The 20169-nt window shown below is 69.0% G+C and carries 24 protein-coding genes and 1 tRNA gene; 16 read left to right on the top strand and 9 right to left on the bottom strand.

What is annotated here, in order from left to right; translation table 11 throughout:
* The first annotated feature begins 392 nt into the window (after window positions 1–392).
* Both MID12_RS13985 and MID12_RS13980 read left to right on the top strand, forming a co-directional pair.
* Window positions 393–557 carry a hypothetical protein gene (locus MID12_RS13985; protein WP_263167447.1) on the top strand — a complete coding sequence of 55 codons (165 nt, stop codon included), beginning with the start codon at window positions 393–395 and terminating at the stop codon, window positions 555–557.
* 35 nt (window positions 558–592) lie between these two features.
* Complete coding sequence (locus tag MID12_RS13980; RefSeq protein WP_263167445.1) at window positions 593–2074, top strand: NAD(P)-binding domain-containing protein; 1482 nt, start codon at window positions 593–595, stop codon at window positions 2072–2074.
* Window positions 2075–2137: 63 nt separating this feature from the next.
* Here the strand turns inward: MID12_RS13980 and MID12_RS13975 are convergent, their stop codons facing one another.
* Window positions 2138–2914 (bottom strand): SDR family NAD(P)-dependent oxidoreductase, encoded by a 777-nt coding sequence (locus MID12_RS13975; protein ID WP_263167443.1) that lies wholly within the window; start codon window positions 2912–2914, stop codon window positions 2138–2140.
* 83 nt (window positions 2915–2997) lie between these two features.
* Between MID12_RS13975 and MID12_RS13970 the strand changes: the two genes are divergently transcribed.
* On the top strand, window positions 2998–3366 hold the full coding sequence (locus MID12_RS13970) for an ArsR/SmtB family transcription factor (protein ID WP_040250525.1): 369 nt from the start codon (window positions 2998–3000) through the stop codon (window positions 3364–3366).
* Between the two features lie 70 nt (window positions 3367–3436).
* Here the strand turns inward: MID12_RS13970 and MID12_RS13965 are convergent, their stop codons facing one another.
* Window positions 3437–3859, bottom strand: a complete 423-nt coding sequence (locus MID12_RS13965; RefSeq protein ID WP_263167440.1) for an arsenate reductase ArsC — start codon at window positions 3857–3859, stop codon at window positions 3437–3439.
* 103 nt (window positions 3860–3962) lie between these two features.
* Between MID12_RS13965 and MID12_RS13960 the strand changes: the two genes are divergently transcribed.
* The gene (locus MID12_RS13960; RefSeq protein WP_040250521.1) at window positions 3963–4271 is read left to right on the top strand and encodes an ArsR/SmtB family transcription factor; all 309 of its coding nucleotides are present in this window, start codon (window positions 3963–3965) and stop codon (window positions 4269–4271) included.
* Window positions 4268–5395, top strand: a complete 1128-nt coding sequence (gene arsB / locus MID12_RS13955) for an ACR3 family arsenite efflux transporter (RefSeq protein ID WP_263167438.1) — start codon at window positions 4268–4270, stop codon at window positions 5393–5395. Before MID12_RS13960 ends, arsB begins: the two co-directional genes overlap by 4 nt.
* Window positions 5396–5629: 234 nt before the next feature.
* On the opposite strand, the gene MID12_RS13950 is transcribed toward arsB, so the two are convergent.
* Complete coding sequence (locus MID12_RS13950) at window positions 5630–5923, bottom strand: hypothetical protein (protein WP_263167437.1); 294 nt, start codon at window positions 5921–5923, stop codon at window positions 5630–5632.
* A 98-nt stretch (window positions 5924–6021) separates the two neighbouring features.
* A complete protein-coding gene (locus MID12_RS13945; RefSeq protein ID WP_263167434.1) occupies window positions 6022–7062 on the bottom strand; it encodes a helix-turn-helix domain-containing protein in 1041 nt (346 codons plus the stop codon).
* Window positions 7063–7159: 97 nt separating this feature from the next.
* On the opposite strand from MID12_RS13945, the gene MID12_RS13940 reads away from it, so the two are divergent.
* From MID12_RS13940 to MID12_RS13925, 4 genes are all read left to right on the top strand, one after another.
* Complete coding sequence (locus MID12_RS13940; RefSeq protein WP_040250511.1) at window positions 7160–7558, top strand: ATP-binding protein; 399 nt, start codon at window positions 7160–7162, stop codon at window positions 7556–7558.
* Between the two features lie 199 nt (window positions 7559–7757).
* On the top strand, window positions 7758–8048 hold the full coding sequence (locus MID12_RS13935) for a hypothetical protein (protein ID WP_168538331.1): 291 nt from the start codon (window positions 7758–7760) through the stop codon (window positions 8046–8048).
* A gap of 9 nt (window positions 8049–8057) precedes the next feature.
* On the top strand, window positions 8058–8363 hold the full coding sequence (locus MID12_RS13930) for a hypothetical protein (RefSeq protein WP_168538329.1): 306 nt from the start codon (window positions 8058–8060) through the stop codon (window positions 8361–8363).
* A 490-nt stretch (window positions 8364–8853) separates the two neighbouring features.
* On the top strand, window positions 8854–9969 hold the full coding sequence (locus tag MID12_RS13925; protein ID WP_263167427.1) for a methyltransferase domain-containing protein: 1116 nt from the start codon (window positions 8854–8856) through the stop codon (window positions 9967–9969).
* Window positions 9970–10003: 34 nt separating this feature from the next.
* Here MID12_RS13925 and MID12_RS13920 read toward each other — a convergent pair whose 3' ends face one another.
* The 4 genes from MID12_RS13920 to MID12_RS13905 form a co-directional block, all read right to left on the bottom strand.
* Window positions 10004–11722, bottom strand: a complete 1719-nt coding sequence (locus MID12_RS13920; protein ID WP_263167425.1) for a relaxase/mobilization nuclease domain-containing protein — start codon at window positions 11720–11722, stop codon at window positions 10004–10006.
* Entirely contained in the window at window positions 11719–12006 is a 288-nt protein-coding gene (locus tag MID12_RS13915) for a plasmid mobilization relaxosome protein MobC (protein WP_263167423.1), read from the bottom strand. Before MID12_RS13915 ends, MID12_RS13920 begins: the two co-directional genes overlap by 4 nt.
* 761 nt (window positions 12007–12767) lie before the next feature.
* Window positions 12768–13415 carry a hypothetical protein gene (locus tag MID12_RS13910; protein WP_263167421.1) on the bottom strand — a complete coding sequence of 216 codons (648 nt, stop codon included), beginning with the start codon at window positions 13413–13415 and terminating at the stop codon, window positions 12768–12770.
* Window positions 13416–13422: 7 nt separating this feature from the next.
* On the bottom strand, window positions 13423–14274 hold the full coding sequence (locus MID12_RS13905) for a helix-turn-helix domain-containing protein (RefSeq protein ID WP_263167418.1): 852 nt from the start codon (window positions 14272–14274) through the stop codon (window positions 13423–13425).
* A 487-nt stretch (window positions 14275–14761) separates the two neighbouring features.
* On the opposite strand from MID12_RS13905, the gene MID12_RS13900 reads away from it, so the two are divergent.
* The 5 genes from MID12_RS13900 to MID12_RS13880 all read left to right on the top strand — a co-directional run bounded on the left by MID12_RS13900 (window position 14762) and on the right by MID12_RS13880 (window position 18551).
* Window positions 14762–15019 carry a helix-turn-helix domain-containing protein gene (locus tag MID12_RS13900; RefSeq protein ID WP_040257110.1) on the top strand — a complete coding sequence of 86 codons (258 nt, stop codon included), beginning with the start codon at window positions 14762–14764 and terminating at the stop codon, window positions 15017–15019.
* A 133-nt stretch (window positions 15020–15152) separates the two neighbouring features.
* The gene (locus MID12_RS13895) at window positions 15153–15365 is read left to right on the top strand and encodes an excisionase family DNA-binding protein (RefSeq protein ID WP_263167415.1); all 213 of its coding nucleotides are present in this window, start codon (window positions 15153–15155) and stop codon (window positions 15363–15365) included.
* The gene (locus tag MID12_RS13890; protein ID WP_263167414.1) at window positions 15365–16513 is read left to right on the top strand and encodes a tyrosine-type recombinase/integrase; all 1149 of its coding nucleotides are present in this window, start codon (window positions 15365–15367) and stop codon (window positions 16511–16513) included. The genes MID12_RS13895 and MID12_RS13890 overlap by 1 nt, the downstream gene beginning before the upstream one ends.
* A 195-nt stretch (window positions 16514–16708) precedes the next feature.
* Entirely contained in the window at window positions 16709–17359 is a 651-nt protein-coding gene (locus tag MID12_RS13885) for a hypothetical protein (protein ID WP_263167410.1), read from the top strand.
* 37 nt (window positions 17360–17396) lie between these two features.
* Window positions 17397–18551, top strand: a complete 1155-nt coding sequence (locus MID12_RS13880; RefSeq protein ID WP_263167409.1) for a helix-turn-helix domain-containing protein — start codon at window positions 17397–17399, stop codon at window positions 18549–18551.
* A 254-nt stretch (window positions 18552–18805) separates the two neighbouring features.
* Here the strand turns inward: MID12_RS13880 and MID12_RS13875 are convergent.
* Window positions 18806–18879: transfer RNA gene (locus tag MID12_RS13875), tRNA-Gly, on the bottom strand.
* A 340-nt stretch (window positions 18880–19219) separates the two neighbouring features.
* Between MID12_RS13875 and MID12_RS13870 the strand changes: the two genes are divergently transcribed.
* The gene (locus MID12_RS13870) at window positions 19220–19414 is read left to right on the top strand and encodes a hypothetical protein (protein WP_040250486.1); all 195 of its coding nucleotides are present in this window, start codon (window positions 19220–19222) and stop codon (window positions 19412–19414) included.
* Between the two features lie 178 nt (window positions 19415–19592).
* A complete protein-coding gene (gene dcd / locus MID12_RS13865; RefSeq protein ID WP_040250483.1) occupies window positions 19593–20168 on the top strand; it encodes a dCTP deaminase in 576 nt (191 codons plus the stop codon).
* Window position 20169 lies beyond the last annotated feature (1 nt).

The raw sequence follows: 20169 nt of genomic DNA, 5'->3' as shown, positions 1-20169 counted from the left end.
GGCGGGCGCACACACCGGGACATGACGGAAGTAGTGCGGGAAGGATCCGGCCTTCGTGGTGGAGCGGTCACTGCGTGGCGAGCGCACTTCGACCGTCACAGCCGGATGCGGCTGTCGGCACAGCCGCCGTTCCCCGATGTCGTTGCGGCGATGGGCGAATGCCCCTTTGCCGCTACCCCCGTTGTTTCGACATGTATCGAGATTGACCCGGTGCGGGGCGTGCGCGCAACGCGGCGCAGAGTGACGCTCGTCACATTCTGTGGGGCGGGGGCTTCAGGTTGACATTCATGGAGCGAGGGGCGACGCTGGATCCTGATTCGTTATTTATCTATATAGGCGACCGTGATGATCTCCACGTCATCGCCTGTGCGTTGCGACAGGAGCCGATCCTGATGAGCGATTCCGCTGACCTCTCCGGCGCCGAGCAAGCCAGCCCCTGCTGTGCCGCGATCGCCGAGTTACGGCTGCGGGTGGAGCAGCGCGGAGAGCAGTGCATGCAGGAGGGCGGTGGCGAGGATCTCGTGGCCTCTTCGTCCGACCCCGTGCGCGACGCCTGACTGCCACCTCGCCTTTCGTGAAAGGACACCCCACCGTGGTCGACCTCAGCCTTGATCGTCTTCCCGTCGCCGTGATCGGAGCCGGCCCCGTCGGACTGGCAGCAGCGGCGCACCTGGCCGAGCGCGGCGTCCCCTTCGTCGTCGTGGAAGCCGGCGACGAAGCCGCGGCGGCCGTGCAGGGCTGGTCCCACATCCAGCTCTTCAGTCCCTGGGAGTTCAACACCGACCCCGCCGCACGCCGACTGCTCGCCGCAGCCGGCTGGGAGGAGCCCGAGGCATCCTCGCTGCCCACCGGCGGAGAGCTCCTGAAGCAGTACCTGCAGCCGCTGGCCGAACTGCCCGCACTGGCGCCCCACATCCGCTACGGCGCCGCCGTCACCGCCATCAGCCGCCTCGGCGTCGACCGCCTGCGCACCGTCGGCCGGGACGAGGCCCCGTTCGTCCTGCGCCTGGGCGACGGCGAGGAAGTGCTCGCCAGTGCCGTGATCGACGCCTCCGGCACCTGGCGCCGGCCCAACCACGTCGGGGCCAACGGTCTGCCCGCCCATGGCGAGCAGGATGCTGGCGCCTGGATCAACCACGGCCTGCCCGACGTCTTCGGTGCCGACCGCGATCAGCACGCCGGTCGTCACACCGTCGTCGTCGGAGCCGGTCACTCGGCGGCCAATACGCTGCTCGCCCTGGCCGAGTTGGCCGACACCGCACCGGGCACCACCATCACCTGGGCCATCCGCGGCGCCGACCCGGCCGCTTCCTTCGGAGGCGGCAGCGACGACGAACTGCCCGCTCGTGGCGCCATCGGCTCCGGGCTGAAGATGCTCGTGGAAACCGGTCGCGTCACCCTCGCCGCCAACTTCCGTACGCACGCCATCCGCCGTCTGGGAGACGAGCCGGGCCGCGATCAGGTCGAACTCACCTCCCGTGGGCCGGACGGCACCGAGCAGACCCTCACCGCCGACCGGATCGTCGCGGCCACCGGTTTCCGGCCCGACTACGGCATCGCCGAGGAGCTGCGCCTGGAGCTGGACCCGATCATGTCCGCGCCCCGTGCCCTCGCCCCGCTCATCGACCCCAACCAGCACTCCTGCGGCACCGTCACCCCGCATGGCTACCGCGAACTGGCGCACCCCGAACCGGGTTACTACGCCGTCGGCATGAAGAGCTACGGCCGTGCGCCGACCTTCCTCATGCTCACCGGCTACGAACAGGTCCGCTCCATCGCCGCCGCCCTGGCCGGCGACATCGAGGCCGCCCAGTCGGTCGAACTCCAGCTGCCCGAGACCGGGGTGTGCTCCGCGACGGCGGGAGGTGAGGCGATCGCGCTGCGCCTGGGCCTGACCAAGGAGGAGCACGAGCAGTTGCTCCACGCCACTGCCAAGCATCTGGGCACCTCCTCCAGTGCCTCGGAGGCCGTGCTGGCCGCCGCCACCGAACTCGGCGTCGACCACACGGCCGCCCTGCAACTGGCCGCATACGCAGCCGAGATGTTCGACGCGCCGGGTGCCACCGGCTGCTGAGCGGCGAAAGCGCGGTCGCCTCTCCCGCTCTGGAGAGGCAACCGCGCTGTCATCGCTCCGGCGTCAGGTGGTGCGGTGCACCTTGTGCTGTGCCGCTTGCGCCCTGGGCCGCATCACCAGCAGATCGATGTTCACGTGCGAGGGGCGGCTCACCGCCCAGGCCACGGCATCCGCCACGTCCTGGGCCACCAGCGGCCCGGGTACTCCCGCATAGACCGCGTCGGCCCTGCTCGTGTCGCCGCGGTAGCGGTTGAGGGAGAACTCCTCGGTGTGCACCATGCCCGGTGCGATCTCGACGACCCGCAGGGGCTGCCCGCACGCCTCCAGGCGCAGGGTCTCGGCCAGTACGTGCGCGCCGTGCTTGGCCGCACTGTATCCGCCGCCGCCCTCGTAACAGGTGAAGGACGCCGTCGAGGAGAGCACCACCACCGTGCCGTCCCCGCTGGCCACGAGTTTCGGCATCAGGGCCTGTGTCACCTGCAGCGTACCGAGCACGTTGACTTCGTACATGTGCCGCCAGTCACCCGGATCGGCCTGAGCGATCTCCTCGACCCCGAACGCACCGCCGGCGATGTTGACCAGCACCTCGCAGCGCTCCAGCCGTTCGGCGAACGCGGTGACGGCCTCGGGATCGGTGACGTCGAGCGCGTACGGATGGGCGGTGCCGCCCTCGGCCCGGATCTCCTTGGCCACGGACTCCAGTCGCTCTGCCCGGCGTGCCGTGAGGACAACGGCGAAGCCCGCCCGTGCGAGTTCGCGGGCGGTGGCGGCTCCGATGCCGCCGCTCGCCCCCGTCACCACCGCGGTGCGCAGCTGCGGGCCTCCGGTGGATATGGCCATGAAACGTTCCCCCAGCGCTTGATTAGACAGTCATCGAATTATGCGATCTTGGCATCCGGGGTAACCGGTGTCAACATAGACACATGTCGAAGCTTCAGGAGAAGGTGGCCGCCCTCCCGGCCGAGCCGTGCTGCCCGGCTCTGACCGAACGCGAGCTGACGGCAGAGGAGGCCGAGCTGACGGCGGCCATGTTCAAGGCGCTCGGAGACCCGGTCCGGCTCCGCCTGTTCTCGAAAGTGGCCTCACATCCGGACAGTGAGGCCTGTGTCTGCGACATCGCCGATGTCGGGGTCTCGCAGCCGACGGTTTCCCACCATCTGAAGAAGCTCAAGGAGGCGGGCCTGCTGCTGTCCGAGCGTCGGGGGACCTGGGTGTACTACCGCGTCGAGCCCTCGATCCTGGCGGCCATGGGTCGACTGCTCACCCCCGGGACGGCGCCCAAGGCGGCTTGATCGGGCGGCAGTTCACCACGGGCGCGGGCGGCCTCGGCCGAGCCCGTGCCGATGGGCCCTTTGCTTCCTCTCATTCGATCGCCTTCGGTGCGATTTCCTCGATGAGCTGCTCGACCAAGGCCTTGATCTCATCCCTGATCGGACGGATGGCTTCCACATCCCGGCCTGCCGGGTCTTCCAGCCGCCAGTCCAGGTAGCGCTTGCCGGGGAAGACCGGGCAGGCGTCGCCGCATCCCATCGTGACGCACACGTCCGACTCCCTGACCGCGTCGACCGTGAGCAGCTTCGGGGCCTTCGCGGAGATGTCGATGCCGACCTCCGCCATCGCCGCCACGGCGGCCGGATTGACCGCGTCACCGGGGGCTGAGCCGGCGGAGCGGACCTCGACGCGGTCGCCGGCCAGATGGGTCAGCCAGGCGGCGGCCATCTGGGAACGACCGGCGTTGTGGACGCAGACGAACAGGACGGAGGGTGTGCCGGAGGGTTCGGCCATGGCGATCGTTCTCTCTGTTGCGCGGCAGGCGTGCGGGGGTGTGGCCGCCACTGGATTCAGCCCTCACTGATGTCAGTGCGAACTGATGTGAGAGTATCAGTGCATGCTGACTTCAGCCGATCCTGATGTGATCCGGGCGCTGGCCGACCCCCTCCGCCTGCAGATCGTCACCCTTCTCGCACGCGAAACGCTCTGCACGACCCACCTGGTCGAGGAGACCGGAGCCAAGCAGACCAACCTCTCGAACCACATGAAGATCCTGCGCGAGGCCGGGGTCGTGGAGACCGAGCCCTGCGGCCGCTACACCTACTACAAGCTGCGCACCGAGGCCCTCGCCGACCTCTCCGAGCACTTCGCCGCGCTTGCCACCTCGGCGCGTATCGCCGCGGAGAACAAGAGGGCCTGCCCGTGACCACCACCGAATCCGCCGACGGGCGCACCACCGCGGAGGCAGGCACCGAGGAGGCCTCGGTCGTCGAGAAGCTCTCCACTCTCGATCGCTTCCTCGCCGTGTGGATCCTGATCGCCATGGCTGTCGGCCTCGGTCTCGGCCGCCTGGTCCCGGGCATGGACGACGCGCTCGCGAAGATGGAGATCGGCGGGATCTCCGTGCCCATCGCCCTCGGCCTGCTGATCATGATGTACCCGGTACTCGCCAAGGTCCGCTACGACAGGCTCGACACCGTCACCGGGGACAAGAGGCTGATGGTGTCCTCGCTGGTCATCAACTGGATCATCGGCCCGGCGGTGATGTTCGCGCTCGCCTGGATCTTCCTTCCCGACCTGCCGGAGTACCGCACCGGTCTGATCATCGTCGGCCTCGCCCGATGCATCGCCATGGTCATCATCTGGAACGACCTCGCCTGCGGCGACCGGGAAGCCGCAGCCGTCCTCGTCGCGCTCAACTCCCTCTTCCAGGTCGTCGCGTTCGGCTTCCTCGGCTGGCTCTACCTCGACCTGCTGCCACGTTGGCTCGGACTCGGCGACGGGCAGGGCCTGGACGTGCCCGTCTGGCACATCGCCCTCAACGTCGTCGTCTTCCTCGGCATCCCCCTCCTCGCCGGCTTCCTCACCCGCCGCTTCGGTGAGAAGAGGACGGGCCGGGAGTCCTACGAGGCGAAGTTCCTGCCACGCATCGGTCCCTGGGCGCTGTACGGACTGCTGTTCACCATCGTCGTCCTCTTCGCTCTGCAAGGAAGGACCATCACCTCGCAGCCTCTGGACGTCGTCCGGATCGCGCTGCCTCTGCTCGCCTACTTCGCCGTCATGTTCTTCGGGACCTTCCTGCTCGGAAAGAGCCTCGGCCTCGCCTACGACCGCACGAGCACTCTCGCCTTCACTGCCGCGGGCAACAACTTCGAACTGGCCATCGCGGTCGCCATCGCCACCTTCGGTGTCACCTCCGGACAAGCCCTGTCCGGCGTCGTCGGCCCGCTCATCGAAGTGCCCGTCCTGGTCGGACTCGTGTACGTCGCACTCGCCTGGCGAGACGGGTTCGGCGAGTCGCCGTCCGTGGCGATGGGCCCGAAAGGCTGATGCGCTGCCGGGGTGTATTCGAGGCCGTCGCCTTCTTGCACACCTCAGCGCCAAGCACGATCTGCGCCAGCTCGATGCTCGGCTCGTGGGGGCTCTGCTCGCAAGCGAGGTAGCGTCCCACCAGTACGCTGAGCACGACCTCGAAGTCCAACCTGCAAAGGCAGCTTGCCACCAAGGGGAGCCATGGCGCGCTGGGTATTGGAGTATTACCTCGGAACTCGGGATCGCCCACGGTCAGTTGAGACGGACCTCGACGACATCGTCGGTGAAGGTATCGAAGCCGCGCACGCGTTTGTGCGCAAGGTGAGTGACGGAGAGGGGACTCTGACCTCGGCGCACCTCCCGGAGGAGCCATTCGAGGGAGACCCCCTGGACGGGGAGCCCCGAATCCCGCTCTGGGTGACAGTAGTGCCCTTCTGGCCCGAGGATCCGGACGACGGCAAGGAACTGCCGAAGGAGCGTCTGCGGCTGGAGATTCCCGCTCGCCACTTCGAAACCCGGGTAGATCCCGACGGAGGGGTCGTTCACAACGGCCCCACGCTGGGCCTCGTGAGCCTGGCTGTCCGTAGGCACTTCGGGGACGGGCGTGAGGGCACTGTCTTGCGAATCCACCGAGAGGAACCGGACTAGATTCGCCGCCGAGCGTCCTCCATACGTGCCTGGTAGTAGGCATGATCACGAGGGTAGCCAACCAGGCCGGGGAGTGCCTGACGAAACCCCTCGGCTGCCGCTGCCCAGTCCCGGCACGCGAAGGCAATGTCGGCCACCTGGAGGTCCGCACGCGCCGGAGTCAACCAGTACAGCCAGTCCGGCCGGTCTGCTTCATCGGGAACCTGCTCGGCGAACTCGCGCGCCTCGTCGGCAAGCCTCCGGGCCCGGTCTCGCTCCGAGACAGCGGCAGCCGCCAAGCCCGTTTGATAGGCCGCTGCCGCCGCAGCCGCGGGTGACAACGGTGCTGAAGAGAAGCGAGCTGCATCGGCCGTGCGCAAGGAGCGGAGAGGGTCACCGTGCTCCAGCGTGTAGTAGGCGCGAACTCGCCCTACCCATGACGCCATGTCGACGTGGCCACCGTCAGTTGCGCAGCCGGCGGCCAAGTCGAGCCAGGCAAGGGCGGGCCCGCGGCGACCTTCCTGCCACGCAACCCACGAAAGCCAGTGAGCGTGTTCGGCGGCCAGGAGGAGAAGGCGATCAGCTTGATTCGCCGTGGCCTTCGGCAATAGCTCCGTCACCGTGTCCAGTTGCGCGCGGACCACGGGCCAGAGCGCAGGTCCCCGAACATCGTCTTCAGCTCGGCGGTACTGAGCAAGCACCGTGCTGATCCAGTCGGCAGTACCCATGTCAGCACGTCCGGTGCGCGAAGCATGTGCCATCCGCTCACGCAGCTCAGCGGCCGGAGCCCAGTCGTCCCGCTTGGCGGCACTCTGCGAGCCGCCCAACTCTTCTGGCACTTCCAGGCCCTCCACGATGCGTGCGATGACGTCGGCCGCCTGAGGCGGCCGACCAGACTCGATGCGCGACACATACGCCTGGGTCAGGCCCACCAGTCGCCCGAGCCTGTTCTGCGACAACCCGGATAACGCTCTATACCGGCGGAAGACGAGAGGCCAGTCCTGGGCTGCGTATGCAGCGCGCAACCGTCCGTCTGCCCACAATCCCTGCTTCGCCATGCAAGGACCATATGACGGTGCTATTCCACCGTGGTATCGAGTTGCGCGATTTCACTCTCCACGATGAGCCCCACCACCAAGTCGGTCGGGAGAAGTGATGAGCATCGCAACTCGTTCGATCGGGCACCCCGGCTACAGCGAAACGCTGGCACGGGTATCCGAGAGCGCCATGGTCGCGAGGAGCCTGGTGCGTGTCGCCACGGCTGCCTGGGACTTGAAGAACCTTTCAGAGAGCTGTGCCGTCGTGGTAACCGAGCTGGTCGCCAACGCCGTTCAGCACGCACAGGGCAACGACATCCGAGTCGTGGTCGAGCGTGTGAAGCCCCGCACGGTCTGCGTCTCGGTCTCGGATTCGTCGCCCGTATCGCCCGTACTGCGCAGCCCCAGCGAATCCGTTGAGGGTGGCAGGGGCCTCATCCTCGTGTCGGCGCTGGCGAAGGACTGGGGCACCAAGCAACTGCCCGGGGGCAAGGAAGTCTGGGCGACGGTGCAGTGACCACGCGCCGACTCCTGCTGGGTCTCATCGCCCTGGTACTGCCGGCTTCGGGCCGCCATCGGACCGCGCTCAGCGCAGCGACCGTGACGGTCAGACCCGCCGATGCCGAAACGCTCTGCCTTCCCGGTCTTCGCGAGTCCCTTCGCCATGAGGAGGTGCCGCTCGTCCGTCCCTATGTCCGCGCCCTCAAGGAGGTCCCATGACGAAGCGCTGGAGGCCGCCGCCTCCAGGTAACCCCGATGAGCCCAGCATCGCGGACGAGATCGGTGTCTTCGATCCGGTCCCCGGTTGCGTCCGCTGCGAGTCCGTCCTCAGTGTTGCCGAGCGCTACTGGTCCGAGGGCGACTGGGTCACGTGGCTCGCGCTCCTCACCTATGGCGACCGGCATCAGATCAACAAGCACGGTATGGACCCCACGACCGGCCAAGTCCCCGAGTGGCACAGGCGGGAATACCGCCACACCCGTACGTATATCGACCCGATGCCCTGAAGAGGATCCATGGATTACTACGTCCCCCACTACGTCCCGAGCCCGAAGGAGCCGATGGTCGATCTGGAGTTCTGGGATCCGGACGGGCGGAAGGAAGCCGCCGCGGCCGGGCAGGAACTGGTCAACGCGCTGGACGAGTTGGGCATCGCGCTGGACGACATCGAGATCCGCGAGCCCTGCTCCCACTGCCGTCGCCAGGACTATCTGCTCAGCCTCGGCACGATCAATCTTGCCACCGCCCGTGAGTGGGCCGAACTCCTTCGCAAGCTGGCCCCGTTCGGCGACGAGAACGCCCAGGGCGCGGGCACGAGGTGAGGCTCTGACTCCCGCTCCCGGGCTTGACCACCCTGTCCGGGCAGCTGCCCGGGCGGCCCGGGAGTGGGCCCCGGGGCCGCTGCCCACCCCACCGGGCAGCCGCCCCTCCCATCACCAACAGCCCTTAGCGGGGCACAAGGAGTGCGATGCGCACGACCGAATCCGCCTACGGCGAGCCGGGCGGCGGCAAGAAGCCCAAGCCCGACCCGACACCACCGACCCCGGCCCCCAACCACAACACCCGTACCCAGTAGGCGACTTACCGGAAGGATCAGCACCATGACGTGGACGCATCCCGGCCCCGTGCAGCACGGTGGAGGCGGCGACCCGCTCCCCGGCGAGCCCTGGCCCGCGCCTCCGCCTCCGAGCCCGGACGGCGGGCCCGGCGTTCCCATGCCGCCCAAGAAGGACTCCCCGTACGAGAGGGACTGCTGAGTTGGCCCCCCACAGCCAGGCGCGCCCCAGCCACACCGGGCTGGGGCGTGCCCTCATGAGTGCGGGCGTCCTCACCTCGGACTGGGCGCCTTCCTTCGCCGCCGTGCCCCGGAGCTTGTTCCTGCCCGAGACCATGTGGCCCTTCGACATGGAACGAGGGACGAGCGTCGCGGTGTCGCGCGCTGTCGATCCTGAGCGCTGGCAGGACTACGCCGACTCGGACGTCCCGATCGTCACCCAGTGGGACGACGGCGAGCACACGGGAAGCGAGCCCGGAACGCTGCCGACGTCCTCGGCCTCCATGCCCAGCGTCGTCTTCGCCATGCTCGGCTCCCTCGGCGTCCGAGCAGGGGACCAGGTGCTGGAGATCGGGACCGGGACGGGCTGGAACGCGGCCCTGCTCGCCCACCGCCTCGGCGCCCGGAACATCACCACCCTGGAAGTCGACGCCGCCGTCACCGAGACCGCGCACACCGCGCTGCACCGAGCCGGGTACCCGGTGCGGGTGGTGTGCACGGACGGCGCCCTCGGCTACCTGGACCACGCACCGTACGACCGGATCATCGCCACCTGCGCGGTACGCGAGATCCCCGCCGCCTGGATCGAGCAGTGCACACCCCGCGGCGTCATCCTCGCCCCCTGGGGAACGCACTGGGGTCATGGGGACGCGGTGGTGAAACTCGTGGTGAGTGCAGGTGGTGGCAGCGCCGAGGGGAAGTTCACCGGCCCGGTGGAGTTCATGAAACTGCGCGAGCAGCGCCAGCCGCGCGTCCGCCATCGGGACTACGTCACCGCCGACGCCGAGCGCGAGGAACGCACGAGCCACTTGACCCAGCAGCAGTTCCTCGGCGGCTCGTTCAGCGCCTTGCAGTTCACGCTCGGGCTGCGCGTGCCGCGCTGCGTGCGCGTCTTGGCGGAATCGGAGAACGGGCGGCAACCGGTGTGGCTGTACAGCCTCACCGACCGCTCCTGGGCCTGCGCCCTCTTCAAGGACCAACAACCCACCCAGGTCTGGCAGTCCGGCCGTCGCCGCATGTGGGACGAGGTCGAAGCCGCCTGCACCTGGTGGACCATGAACGGCCAACCCGCGCACGAGCGCTTCGGGCTCACCGTCACCCTGCGCGGGCAGTTCGCCTGGCTCGACACCCCCGAGCACAGTTGGTCCGTGTGACCGGCCCCGGGCACTGGGTCGGGTTCTCACCAGGTCAGCGGCTGGGTAGGCGAGTTGCCGTGGGCACGGAGAGGTGTGATGGCCTGCGGTACGCGGGGTCAGCAGCCCGGGCGGGTTCCGGGGCCGGGGCGAAAGCGCGCAGGCCGGTGGACCGGCGTAGCCGCCAGACCAGGACGTCGCTGACCGAGTCGGCGGTGTCCAGTTCCCGGTGCGTAGCGGCCTCGATGAGCAGGGCCCGCAGACCGTGGCCGGTCTGCGCGGCATCGGTGAGGGTGGTGGCCAGTGCGTCCCAACCGGGCTCGGCCAGAATGGTCTCGGCGAGGTCGGGCAGGGCGTCGCGTACGAGGGTGGCGTGCCGGCGCCGCTGCCTTGGGGTGATGCGGCGGCCGCGTTCTCGTAGTGCCGTGAGGGGTTCGACGGCGGCCTGGCGGTAGGCGGCCCGCAGGTGGTCGGCTGCCTGGCGGGCTGCCTTGGCCTGCTGGGCGTGCTGACGCCCCGCGTGCCAGTGGGCCGCGGCGACGGCGAGGAAGAAGAGCATGTCCAGGGCCATCGCGGTGCCGGCCCCGTCCTCGCTCCGGCCGAGTGCGGGCCCGCTGTGGACGAGGTCGCGTGCCGCTCGGCGCAGGTCCTGGGCGTGGCGGTATTCGGCTCGGGTGTGGGAGCGCGAGGCCCGCTCGAACTCCCGAGCCGCCTGGCGGAGTTCGTCGCGGGTGTGAAGCGCGGAGGTCTTGGCGAGGGCATCGAGGACCTCGCCGGTGGCTGCGATCTGCGCGGCGGCTGCACCTTCGTCGGTGCCGTGGTCGAGGACGAGCAGGGCCGTCCACGCCGCGTGGGTGGCGGTGCGCCGTGCTGTGGCGGGTGCTGATTCCGGGATGCGGTCAACGGGCTGTTCGTCGGCGGAACTCTTCGGTGGCGCGGAGTCGGTGGTGAAGCGTTCCTGGACGCGGGGGAGGGAGAGGTCGGGGGCGAGGGTGGATCCGGCGTAGTAGACCGGTTCGTCGTCGCCGTTGCGGTCGTCGGGCAGTGCGAGTTTGTAGCCCTTCAGGTCACCGGAGGGCAGCATCCTGGTCCGTACCAGGAGCCCGGCGTTCTTGAGGCGGTCGAGGAACTCCTCGGTGGAGGTGGCACCGGCCAGTGCGCGGCGGGCGGTCTCGCGCAGCTCCTCGCGTGCGGGACGGCTTCTGTCCTGGCGTTCGGCCTTGTGCCGCTCGGCGCTGGTGGCGCGCCGGGCAGCGGTGCCGTCGCCCGGGGCGACGCGGTGGAGGCCGTAGTCGGCTTCGATCTGGCGGGCTTCGGTCTGGGCACGCCGGCCGGAGCGGTGGTGAGCGGGGCGGCGGCCGTCTTCGCGTACGAGGGTGGCGATCACGTGGATGTGGTCGTCGGCGTGACGGACAGCGGCCCAGCGGCAGCCTGCCCCGTCGCCGGGGTCGATGCCGGTTGCCGCGACGATACGGCGGGCGATGTCGGCCCACTGCTCGTCGCTCAGGACCGGGTCGTCGGGGGAGGCGCGCACGGAGCAGTGCCATACGTGCTTCTCGGGCCGCTGGTCTGCGGCGAGCAGATGGAGGGGCTGGTCGAGGAGCTGCTGCAGGTCCCGCTTCGTCGTCACAGGATCGCGTCCGGGATCGGGGGCCATGCCGTCGAAGGAGGCGACCAGGTGCGGGTCGACGTGTTCCTCGTGGGTGCCCTTGCCGTAGAGGTAGTGCAGGAGCCCGAGAGTGCGGCCGCCCTGCTTGTGGATCCTGGGGATCACGCCGCGCCGTCCTGCCGCCGGTCGGCGACGCGGTCGGCCGCCTGCTGGACGGCGTGAGCCGCGCGTCGCAGGTCTCCCAGTACCTCGGCGAAGTGCGGCACGTCGGCTCCGGCGTTGAGGGCTCTGGCCACCTGGTTGACGTTGCTTCCGGCCCAGCCGAGTTGGCGGCGTACGCCGAACAGCGCGGTCAGGACATCGCGGTCGGTGGCGATCGCCTCCGCGGTGCGGGTCTGGTCGCGGGCGGCGGCCAGGGCGGAGTAGGCCAGGAAGGCGGCCACGCTCATACCGACACGGTCGGCGCCTTGCCGGACAAGAGCGAGCTCGTGCTCGTTCAGACGGACGCTGTGGGCAGGACGCTGCTTCCGGTCACGCGGGCGGGACCGTGTCCTTCCGGCTGTTCGGCCGCTCTGCCCGTGCTGCGATCCGCCCTCGGTCGCAGCCTTCCCGACCGGCGCCCCCTGGCGCCGGTCGAGCCCTGCCACCCCTGGGGCGGGGCCCGGTTCGGACGCTCCCTCCGCGGGGGAGTGTCCGAACCTCCAACTTGCTCCGGCTGAGGTCGGCGTCCTTGCTTCCTCCTGGTGGGTGGTGGGGTGGTCAGCACGTCGGTCGTGCACGTGTGGCTCTCCGGGGGGGTTCGGGATGGGTGGTTGGGCCGCAAGGGGGGTGTCGACCGCTGGGGGAGTGTTGAAGCGGCCTGGCCAGCGCGAACCGGGACAGCGACTCGCGGGCTGGCCCTTCGGACAGAGGTGTCGGGTCGAGCGCCGAAGGCGAAGGTGGTGCGAGGGCGAGCTGTGACAGCGCGCAGCCCGCACGGTCCTCGGTCAGTTGGATACAGGCATGGAGAGTGGGGACGGTCCCCGTGACACACCGTCAGGGGGACCGTCCCGGCCCTCTCCTCCCGCGCGCTCGGTCCTGACTGGAAAGGTTGCCGTGTCCTCGTCCCGCGAGGGAGCTCTGGGGACCGATCAGATCAGCCCTTTGAGCTGCATTTCCGTGAGGACCGGTCCTCGGACGGCGCTCCCACGGTCCCGGACAGGACCGTCCCCTACGGCACGGTCCCCACCGAGCTGGTGGCGGTCGCCGGCATCATCGGCCTTCGAGGTTCGGTCCCCGATCGTGCTGTGTCCCCTCGCCGGGACGGGACCGGTCGGCGGTCCTCGGGTACCGAATGCGCAGGGGTCTCCCTGGCGGCGGTGGCCTCCCCCACAGCGCGACCACGCCGATAGCGGTCCAGCTCGGCGCGGACCGCGGGCGGGATGCATGAGCCGGTCTCGCGCAGGCGCTCCTTGATGTCACGGGTCCGGGCGCCGCTGGGGAGCTGCCGCTGTGAAGAGGGGGCTGCTGCCCCGGTGGCGACGGCGCTACGAGATCGGAGCAACTCGGCTTGCCAGGCGGTCGGATCGTCCGGGTCGGCGAACGGCGTGGGGTCGGTGTGCCGGGCCAGACGGTCGCGGCGACAGGCCCGCCATCCGCGGGCAAGATCCACGGGAAGCATCGGGTAGGGCGATTCGAGGACGTGCGCCCGTATCGCTTCGCGGACGTCCCAGCCGTGGTCGGTGGTGAAGGGCACCTCGGCGAGGAGTTCCTGCCACTGCGCGATCTGCTCGCGGGCCCGGCCCGTGTCGGTGCGGATGGTGCGGGGGTCGAGTCGGCCGAGGTAGGCGAGGGCGGCGGCGACTTCGCGTCGGTCCACGGGCGGGTCACTCCGTTCCGGTCGGTTCGTCGAGGGCGGCGAGCAGGGCGGCCATGTGTGCCTCGGACCGCGTCATGCGGGAGGGCGGCGACGAGGCTGCGGTGCTCTCGCCGGGTACGGCGTAGAGGTTCGGGCGGCCGGGGGCGGGGGTGTGTTCGCGGGCGATCCAGCTGCGCCAGTCGGCGGCCCAGGCCCCAGCGGTGCGCGGCGGATAGGCGGCTCGGTAGGCGCGCCACTTCTCGTGGGCCGAACTCAGGGCCGGTTCGCCGAGGCGGTCGAGGTGGCCTTCGTGCTGGAGCCAGGCCCGAGCACCGCCGTCGATCTCCCACTGCTCGGCGGTGATGAGCGGGGCAGAGCTGCTGCTCTTACCGTTCACCTTTGGTTCTCTACCGTTCTGGGGGTCGGAATCCGTACCTCCGATGGGCCGGAATCCGTCCCCTCCCGGGGTCGGGATCCGTTCCCCCGGGTCGGATTCCGGCTCCGCCTCGAAGGGGTCCGCAGGGTCGGATTCCGTCCCCTCCAGGGTCGGATTCGGATCCCCCTGAGGGGCCGGATGCCGATCCCCCTCGGTGGTCTGCCGGGCGAGGAACCGGGCGGCTTCCGGGAGTTGGTAGTAGGTCTCCCCGCGGGGGCCCTTGCGGTGGGTGAGGCACACCAGCTCGCCGCTGGCGGCCAGCTTGGCCAGGGCCTCGCGCACGGCGGTACGGGAGGCGTTGGCGCGCTTCATGAGGGTGGGCACGGAGGCGTAGGCGATGCAGCGCCCGTCGACGCACCGGTCGGCGATCAGGGCGAGCACCATGCGGGCGGTGCCCTTGCTCTTGCTGTGGTCCCACACCCATTCGCGGGCGTCGAAACTCATGGGGTGGCGGCTCCGAGGTGAGGTCGGGCAGGAGTGCGTGCCCTCGTGGGGCAGCGCGCAGGAGGCGGTACGGCTCAGCCTCGGCCCGAATTCCACGGGCACGGTGCAGGAGGCTGGCGGCTTCGTCCGGCCAAGACAGCCACACCGGCGCCGCAGAAGTCCAGCATTCCGCCGAGAAACCAGACAGCTGACGGCGAACACGTACTCCGAGGCGCTCGCAAAAGGGTAATGCCGGATTTCCTGTTGCCGAAATGGCTGCCGTCGAGGCCGAGCCAGACAGATCACACGGGAAGGCTGTTGACCGCCTCCGGCGCGCAAGCTACAACACAACACCGCACTTCAGAGTTCCTCTGCGGCGGTCTCGGCCATCACCCGCCGGACGCCCCGAAACCTCGCCCAGCAGCGATTTCCTTCGCGCAACCGGGCGCAACATAACCGACGATCGCCGGTTACCCAAACCGGCGAATGCGAGTTACCAATGGGAGCCATGGCAACACGACCCCTGGAAATAGGTACGGCCGGAATGCGAACCGCTCGTGCTATCGAAATCCTCCGCGCCGAACGCGGTCTCGCCCAGCGCGAGCTCGCCGCTCGCGTCACTGCCCTCGGCCGTCCGATGTCGAACACGATGCTGTCCCGCATCGAACGCGCCCAGCGCCGCTGCGACATCGACGACCTCGTCGCCCTCGCCCGAGCTCTGCAGGTGTCTCCGATGGCACTCCTCCAAGAGGGCCACGGCGCCTAGAGGACCGCCCGCCTCGCACCGCTGCCTGTCCCCGAACCGCCTTGCCGAACAAAGGACCCACCGCTCTTGCACGACCTCGCAATACCTCCTGTCCTCAACGACTCCCAGCGCCGCGCGAAGGAGGCGACCGCCCATGGCTGACCGCCTCCTCACCGTCGCCGAGGCCGGCGAACTTCTCGGCACGGGTGATCGCTTCGTCCGCCGCCTGATCGCCGAACGCCGCATCCGCTACGTCAAGCTCGGTCGCCCGGTCCGTATCCCCGAGAGCGCGGTCGCCGAGTACGTCGAGGCGCGCACCGTCGAACCGGTTCGCCGTGTCCGCCGCCGCTACGGAAAGGCGGCTTGATGGCAGGGCGCAAGCCTCAGCGGCGGCGTGAGTTCGGCTCGACCCGCAAGCTTCCGTCCGGTCGGTGGCAGGCCCGCTACATCGGCCCCGATGGACAGCGTTACACCGCGCCGGAGACGTTCGAGACCAAGTCCGAAGCCCAGGAGTGGCTCAACCTCACCCGCGCCGACATCGAGCGCGACCACTGGCGCGACCCCGACGCCGGAGCAGTGAACTTCGAGGAGTACGCCCGCCGTTGGACGGCAGAACGAGGCCTGGCCCCGACCACGCTCGACCGCTACGACGGCCTTCTTCGGCTCCACATCCTGCCGACCTTCGGCGGCAAGGACCTCGACGCGATCACGCCACCCGCGGTCCGCACCTGGCGAGCCGACCGGCTCAGGGCCACCGGCGCCACCACCGTCGCCAAGTCGTACCGGCTCCTGAAGGCGATCCTTCAGACGGCGGTCGACGACGAACTCCTGCGGACCAATCCCTGCCGGATCAAGGGTGCGGGCAAAGAGGAGGCCGACGAACGGCCCACCGCCACCATCGCCCAGGTCTTCGACCTCGCGGACGCCATGGGCCCCCGCTGGCGCCTGATGGTCCTGCTCGGCGCCTTCGCCTCCCTCCGCCCGGAGGAACTGGCCGAACTGCGCCGCCACAGCGTCGACCTCGACGAGTGCTCGCTGCGGATCACGCTCGCGTCCCCGGAGCTCACCAATGGCAAGCGGGTCACCGGCGACCCCAAGACACGAGCGGGCAAGCGCACCGTCTACCTGCCCGACTTCCTTCTCCCGGAACTGCGCCGACACCTGCGCTGGTTCGCGGAGAAGGGGCCGGACGGCCTGCTCTTCGTCGGCGAAAAAGGCGCCCCCTTTCGCCGCTCGACCTTCGGCCGCAAGTGGCGCAAAGCCCGAGCGAAGGTCGGCATGCCGGACAACTTCCGCTTCTACGACCTCCGTCACACCGGCAACACCCTCGCCGCCGACACCGGCGCCAAGCTCAAGGACCTCATGGTCCGCGCCGGCCAGTCCTCGGAGCGGGCGCAGCTGATCTATCAGCACTCGACAGTGAGGCACCAGCGGAAGTTGGCGCAGGGGATCGACGCTGAGGTGAGCGCCCAGCTCGGTAGAGGTGGCGCGCCTCGGAGTGCACACAGGGCGTGAGGGCCGACCGCGCACGTGCCGGATCCGGTGGAGCCACCGGTTCCGGCCTCCGTCGAGCTAATGGACGCGGCCGTGCCGGCGTCCTCAGTTGGAGTCCTCTGTGGTGACTGCGCTGAGCAGCTTCGCTTCTTGATTTCCCACCTCATCTGAGGGAGGATTTCCGGAAGTTGAGCTGGGTGCGTCGAGAGGCCGGACATGACTGTCGTGCATGCGGAAGCTCTTCAGGTCCGTGATCGGCTCGCCGATCTGGGGCTGTCGGTCGAGCGCATCGAGGACGCCTTGCGCCGTGCCGAAGCGGAGCGCAACTTCTGTACGCCTCTCGACCCGGTGTCTCTGCCCGGCAACATCTTCTGGGGTCGCACGATCCGCTTCTTGCGGGAGTCGTACCTGAAGGCCGGGTGGACCAGCGCCAGCCCGAGCAACGTCCCGCTGCTCGTCGCGCCTACCGGCGACTTCGCGATCACGGCCTCAAGCGGCAGTCCTGAGACCGGATATGCCGCGCTCACGCCCTCCACTCGATACCCGAAGGGCAACGCGGTTCTGAAACGCGTGGAGGCCAACCGCCAGTTGCTGCTGTTCGGCGAGACCGATGCAGAGCCAGAACAGCACGACACGGGAGACGGCATCCGGACCTGGTTCCTGCTCTACCACCACTCGAAAACCGACCAGGGCACCCGCCTGCACGCGGAGCTCTCATATCCGAACGACCCCAGCAAGCGTGGCAAGATCAGCAGCTGGTACGAGCGGATCATCCTCCCCTGGATCGACTTCGAGGGCTTCACTCCGTTCGTCGACGATGGCGACGACCAGGGCGGCATCGACATCCCGATCGAGCGCTTGTCCTGACCAACCCGCCCGCGAACTCCCCCACTTGGCTCTTCCTATGACAACTGCATCTCGGCTGGTCCTGGCACGCAAGCGTCGAGGGCTGACCGTCACCCGACTCGCCCAGATGGCCGGCCTGACACCACGCAGGCTGTCCGACTTCGAGAACGGGCGGGCCGCTCCCAGCCCTTCGTCGATGGAGGCGCTTGCGACGGCGTTGGAATTCCCCTCCTCGTTCTTCACGGCCGACGAGGTCGCAGAGCTGACGGTCGGCTCGGTCAGTTTCCGTGCCTTGAGCAAGATGACGGCCTCCCAGCGGGACATCGCGCTCAGCTCCGGGCGACTCGCCCGTGGCCTGCAGGACTGGATCGGCGCACGGTTCCGCCTGCCGGTTCCGGACATCCCGTCGCTGACGTCCTTCAGCCGTCTGGGCCTGGACGAGGACCAAATCCCCCACCCGGGAGAGAGCGCCGGCACCGATTGCGCGGCGGAAGAAGCTGCCTCTCTTGTGCGTGCACGGTGGGGGCTCGGGAATGCGCCCATCGCGAACGTGGTGCACCTCTTGGAGGCGCACGGCGTCCGGGTCTACTCACTTTCCCGCGACTGCGCGGAGGTCGATGCGTTCTCTTTCTGGGACCGAGGGATCCCCTTTGTTCTGCTGAGTACCGAGAAGACCGCGGAGCGCGGACGCTTTGACGCCGCTCACGAACTCGGTCACCTGGTCCTGCACGGCGAGGAGCAGATGCCGCACGGTCCCCGAGCCGAGGCCGAAGCGCATAGATTCGCGGCCGCGCTGTTGATGCCTCGTGCGGACGTCCTCGCGCACGCTGTTCGGGGTGCGGACACGAACTGGATCCTTCAGGCCAAGCGCCGGTGGAAGGTCGCGGCCATGGCACTCGCGCACCGTCTGCACGAGCTGGGCCTCACCACGGAGTGGCAGTACCGCACCCACTGCGTCGAGCTGAGCCGCCTCGGCTACCGCAAGTCGGAGCCACGCAGCGGAGTGCCCCGCGAAACCTCCCAAGTGTTGGGCAAGGTTTTCGCGACCCTTCGCGGTGAGGGCACGCGGTTTGCCGACGTGGCCCGCGAACTGCACCTTCGATCCGAGGACCTGAACGACCTCATTTTCGGATTGGTCGTCACCGCGCAAGAAGGAAAGGGGCGAAATTCCGGCGGCCTGGCCGGTCGACCGCAGTTGTCCATCGTCCGCTGACCGGGTCTCGACAGGGCCGTGGTGAACTCACCCTTTGCACAGGCGACTTCGCATCACTCTATCAAGTGGTGACGCAGGTCACAGAAAATGCGTATCGCCATTTGAGACTATTGGATGTCGACCGGTCTCCGGTGGCGCCTGGGGCTCCCTGGCGAAGGCTGCTCGCTGTGCCTTGGGGCACGCGGAGGGCACGCCGCTCCCGAATTGGACTAGACAACAAATAAGCCCCAGGCTGCTGGCCTGAGGCTTTACGGTGGAGCGGGTGACGAGAATCGAACTCGCGCTCTCAGCTTGGGAAGCTGATGTTCTACCATTAAACTACACCCGCGTAGCTCGCCGAAGATCGACTGGCGAGCCGTTCGTACTCTACCTCATCCCAGGCCCCCGGCGTTCGAGCCGTGGGGTCTCTCTCTTGTTTGCCGGGCTTGTCGCCGGGGTTGTTCCCGGGCTTGTTCCGGGTGGGGCCGCCCCGGGTGTCGTGAGTGCGGGTGGTGGGGGCCGGGGCGTACGGTGGCGGGTGGTTTCGGGGGAGCCGGTGGGGGAGTTGGGGAGTCGGGGGAGTGTGGTTCCGGGGGTGGGGAGGCGCCTGGAAGGGCGTCCCTTTGATCCCGTAATGTGGCTTTCCTGAAGTCAGTTCGCGGCTCTGGGGAAGGGAAACCAAGGACTTGATGGAGCGCACCGTCGTCCGCTGTGCCGAGGGGCACGTGTTCAGTACCACTTCGTTCCCGATGCAGCAGGCCGGGCGCCTCGGCCCTGCCCGGCTGATCCGCTGCCCGCAGTGTGCCCGGCTGCGGCATGCCGTGCCGGTGGGGTCCGCTCCCGCGCGGTCCGCTCCGGCGGGATCCGCGGGGGACGAGCGCTGAGGCCAACCGGGGCCGCGCGGGCGCCAGTTGCCCGCGGGCCCCGGCTGGGGCGCGCCGAGACCGGGCTCGGGAGAGGGGCAGCCGCGGTCGGCGGATGAGCTGCCCCGCAGTCCGCACCCGCCCACCGGCCCCCCTCCCGTGTTGTGGGCGGACGCCGGGCACTGCGTATCCTCGGGGCGTGCTTCTCTCTGACAAGGATCTCCGGGCCGAGATCGACGCCGGACGGGTGCGCATCGACCCGTTCGAGGAGTCGATGGTGCAGCCGTCGAGCATCGATGTGCGGCTCGACCGCTACTTCCGGGTGTTCGAGAACCACCGCTATCCGCATATCGACCCCTCCGCGGAGCAGGTCGACCTGACGCGGATGGTGGAGCCGGAGGGGGACGACGCCTTCATCCTGCACCCCGGTGAGTTCGTGCTCGCCTCCACCTACGAGGAGATCACGCTCCCCGAGGATCTCGCCTCCCGCCTGGAGGGCAAGAGCTCGCTGGGGCGGCTCGGCCTGGTGACGCACTCGACCGCCGGGTTCATCGACCCGGGGTTCTCCGGGCACGTCACCCTGGAGCTGTCCAATCTCGCGACCCTGCCGATCAAGTTGTGGCCGGGGATGAAGATCGGCCAGCTGTGCATGTTCAAGCTCAGCTCGCCCGCCGAGTTCCCCTACGGTTCCGAGCGCTACGGCTCCCGCTACCAGGGGCAGCGCGGGCCCACCGCCTCGCGCTCCTATCTGAACTTCCACCGGACCCAGGTCTGAG

This window comes from Streptomyces sp. SCSIO ZS0520 (genome assembly GCF_025643355.1).
GTDB classification, from domain to species: domain Bacteria; phylum Actinomycetota; class Actinomycetes; order Streptomycetales; family Streptomycetaceae; genus Streptomyces; species Streptomyces physcomitrii.
The sequence above is the reverse complement of the archived record's forward strand: the minus strand, read 5'-3'. Positions and strand labels throughout refer to the sequence as shown.

Excerpts from the sequence above, each read along its gene's own strand:
- MID12_RS13885 (WP_263167410.1), top strand. The coding sequence starts at position 16,709 with ATGACTGTCGTGCATGCGGAAGCTCTTCAGGTCCGTGATCGGCTCGCC.
- MID12_RS13900 (WP_040257110.1), top strand. The coding sequence starts at position 14,762 with ATGGCAACACGACCCCTGGAAATAGGTACGGCCGGAATGCGAACCGCT.
- MID12_RS13975 (WP_263167443.1), bottom strand. The coding sequence starts at position 2,914 with ATGGCCATATCCACCGGAGGCCCGCAGCTGCGCACCGCGGTGGTGACG.
- MID12_RS13970 (WP_040250525.1), top strand. The coding sequence starts at position 2,998 with ATGTCGAAGCTTCAGGAGAAGGTGGCCGCCCTCCCGGCCGAGCCGTGC.
- MID12_RS13935 (WP_168538331.1), top strand. The coding sequence starts at position 7,758 with ATGACGAAGCGCTGGAGGCCGCCGCCTCCAGGTAACCCCGATGAGCCC.
- MID12_RS13870 (WP_040250486.1), top strand. The coding sequence starts at position 19,220 with ATGGAGCGCACCGTCGTCCGCTGTGCCGAGGGGCACGTGTTCAGTACC.
- MID12_RS13960 (WP_040250521.1), top strand. The coding sequence starts at position 3,963 with ATGCTGACTTCAGCCGATCCTGATGTGATCCGGGCGCTGGCCGACCCC.
- MID12_RS13890 (WP_263167414.1), top strand. The coding sequence starts at position 15,365 with ATGGCAGGGCGCAAGCCTCAGCGGCGGCGTGAGTTCGGCTCGACCCGC.
- MID12_RS13930 (WP_168538329.1), top strand. The coding sequence starts at position 8,058 with ATGGATTACTACGTCCCCCACTACGTCCCGAGCCCGAAGGAGCCGATG.
- MID12_RS13915 (WP_263167423.1), bottom strand. The coding sequence starts at position 12,006 with ATGAGCGTGGCCGCCTTCCTGGCCTACTCCGCCCTGGCCGCCGCCCGC.
- MID12_RS13895 (WP_263167415.1), top strand. The coding sequence starts at position 15,153 with ATGGCTGACCGCCTCCTCACCGTCGCCGAGGCCGGCGAACTTCTCGGC.
- MID12_RS13880 (WP_263167409.1), top strand. The coding sequence starts at position 17,397 with ATGACAACTGCATCTCGGCTGGTCCTGGCACGCAAGCGTCGAGGGCTG.
- MID12_RS13965 (WP_263167440.1), bottom strand. The coding sequence starts at position 3,859 with ATGGCCGAACCCTCCGGCACACCCTCCGTCCTGTTCGTCTGCGTCCAC.
- MID12_RS13985 (WP_263167447.1), top strand. The coding sequence starts at position 393 with ATGAGCGATTCCGCTGACCTCTCCGGCGCCGAGCAAGCCAGCCCCTGC.
- MID12_RS13945 (WP_263167434.1), bottom strand. The coding sequence starts at position 7,062 with ATGGCGAAGCAGGGATTGTGGGCAGACGGACGGTTGCGCGCTGCATAC.
- MID12_RS13925 (WP_263167427.1), top strand. The coding sequence starts at position 8,854 with ATGAGTGCGGGCGTCCTCACCTCGGACTGGGCGCCTTCCTTCGCCGCC.
- MID12_RS13905 (WP_263167418.1), bottom strand. The coding sequence starts at position 14,274 with ATGAGTTTCGACGCCCGCGAATGGGTGTGGGACCACAGCAAGAGCAAG.
- MID12_RS13940 (WP_040250511.1), top strand. The coding sequence starts at position 7,160 with ATGAGCATCGCAACTCGTTCGATCGGGCACCCCGGCTACAGCGAAACG.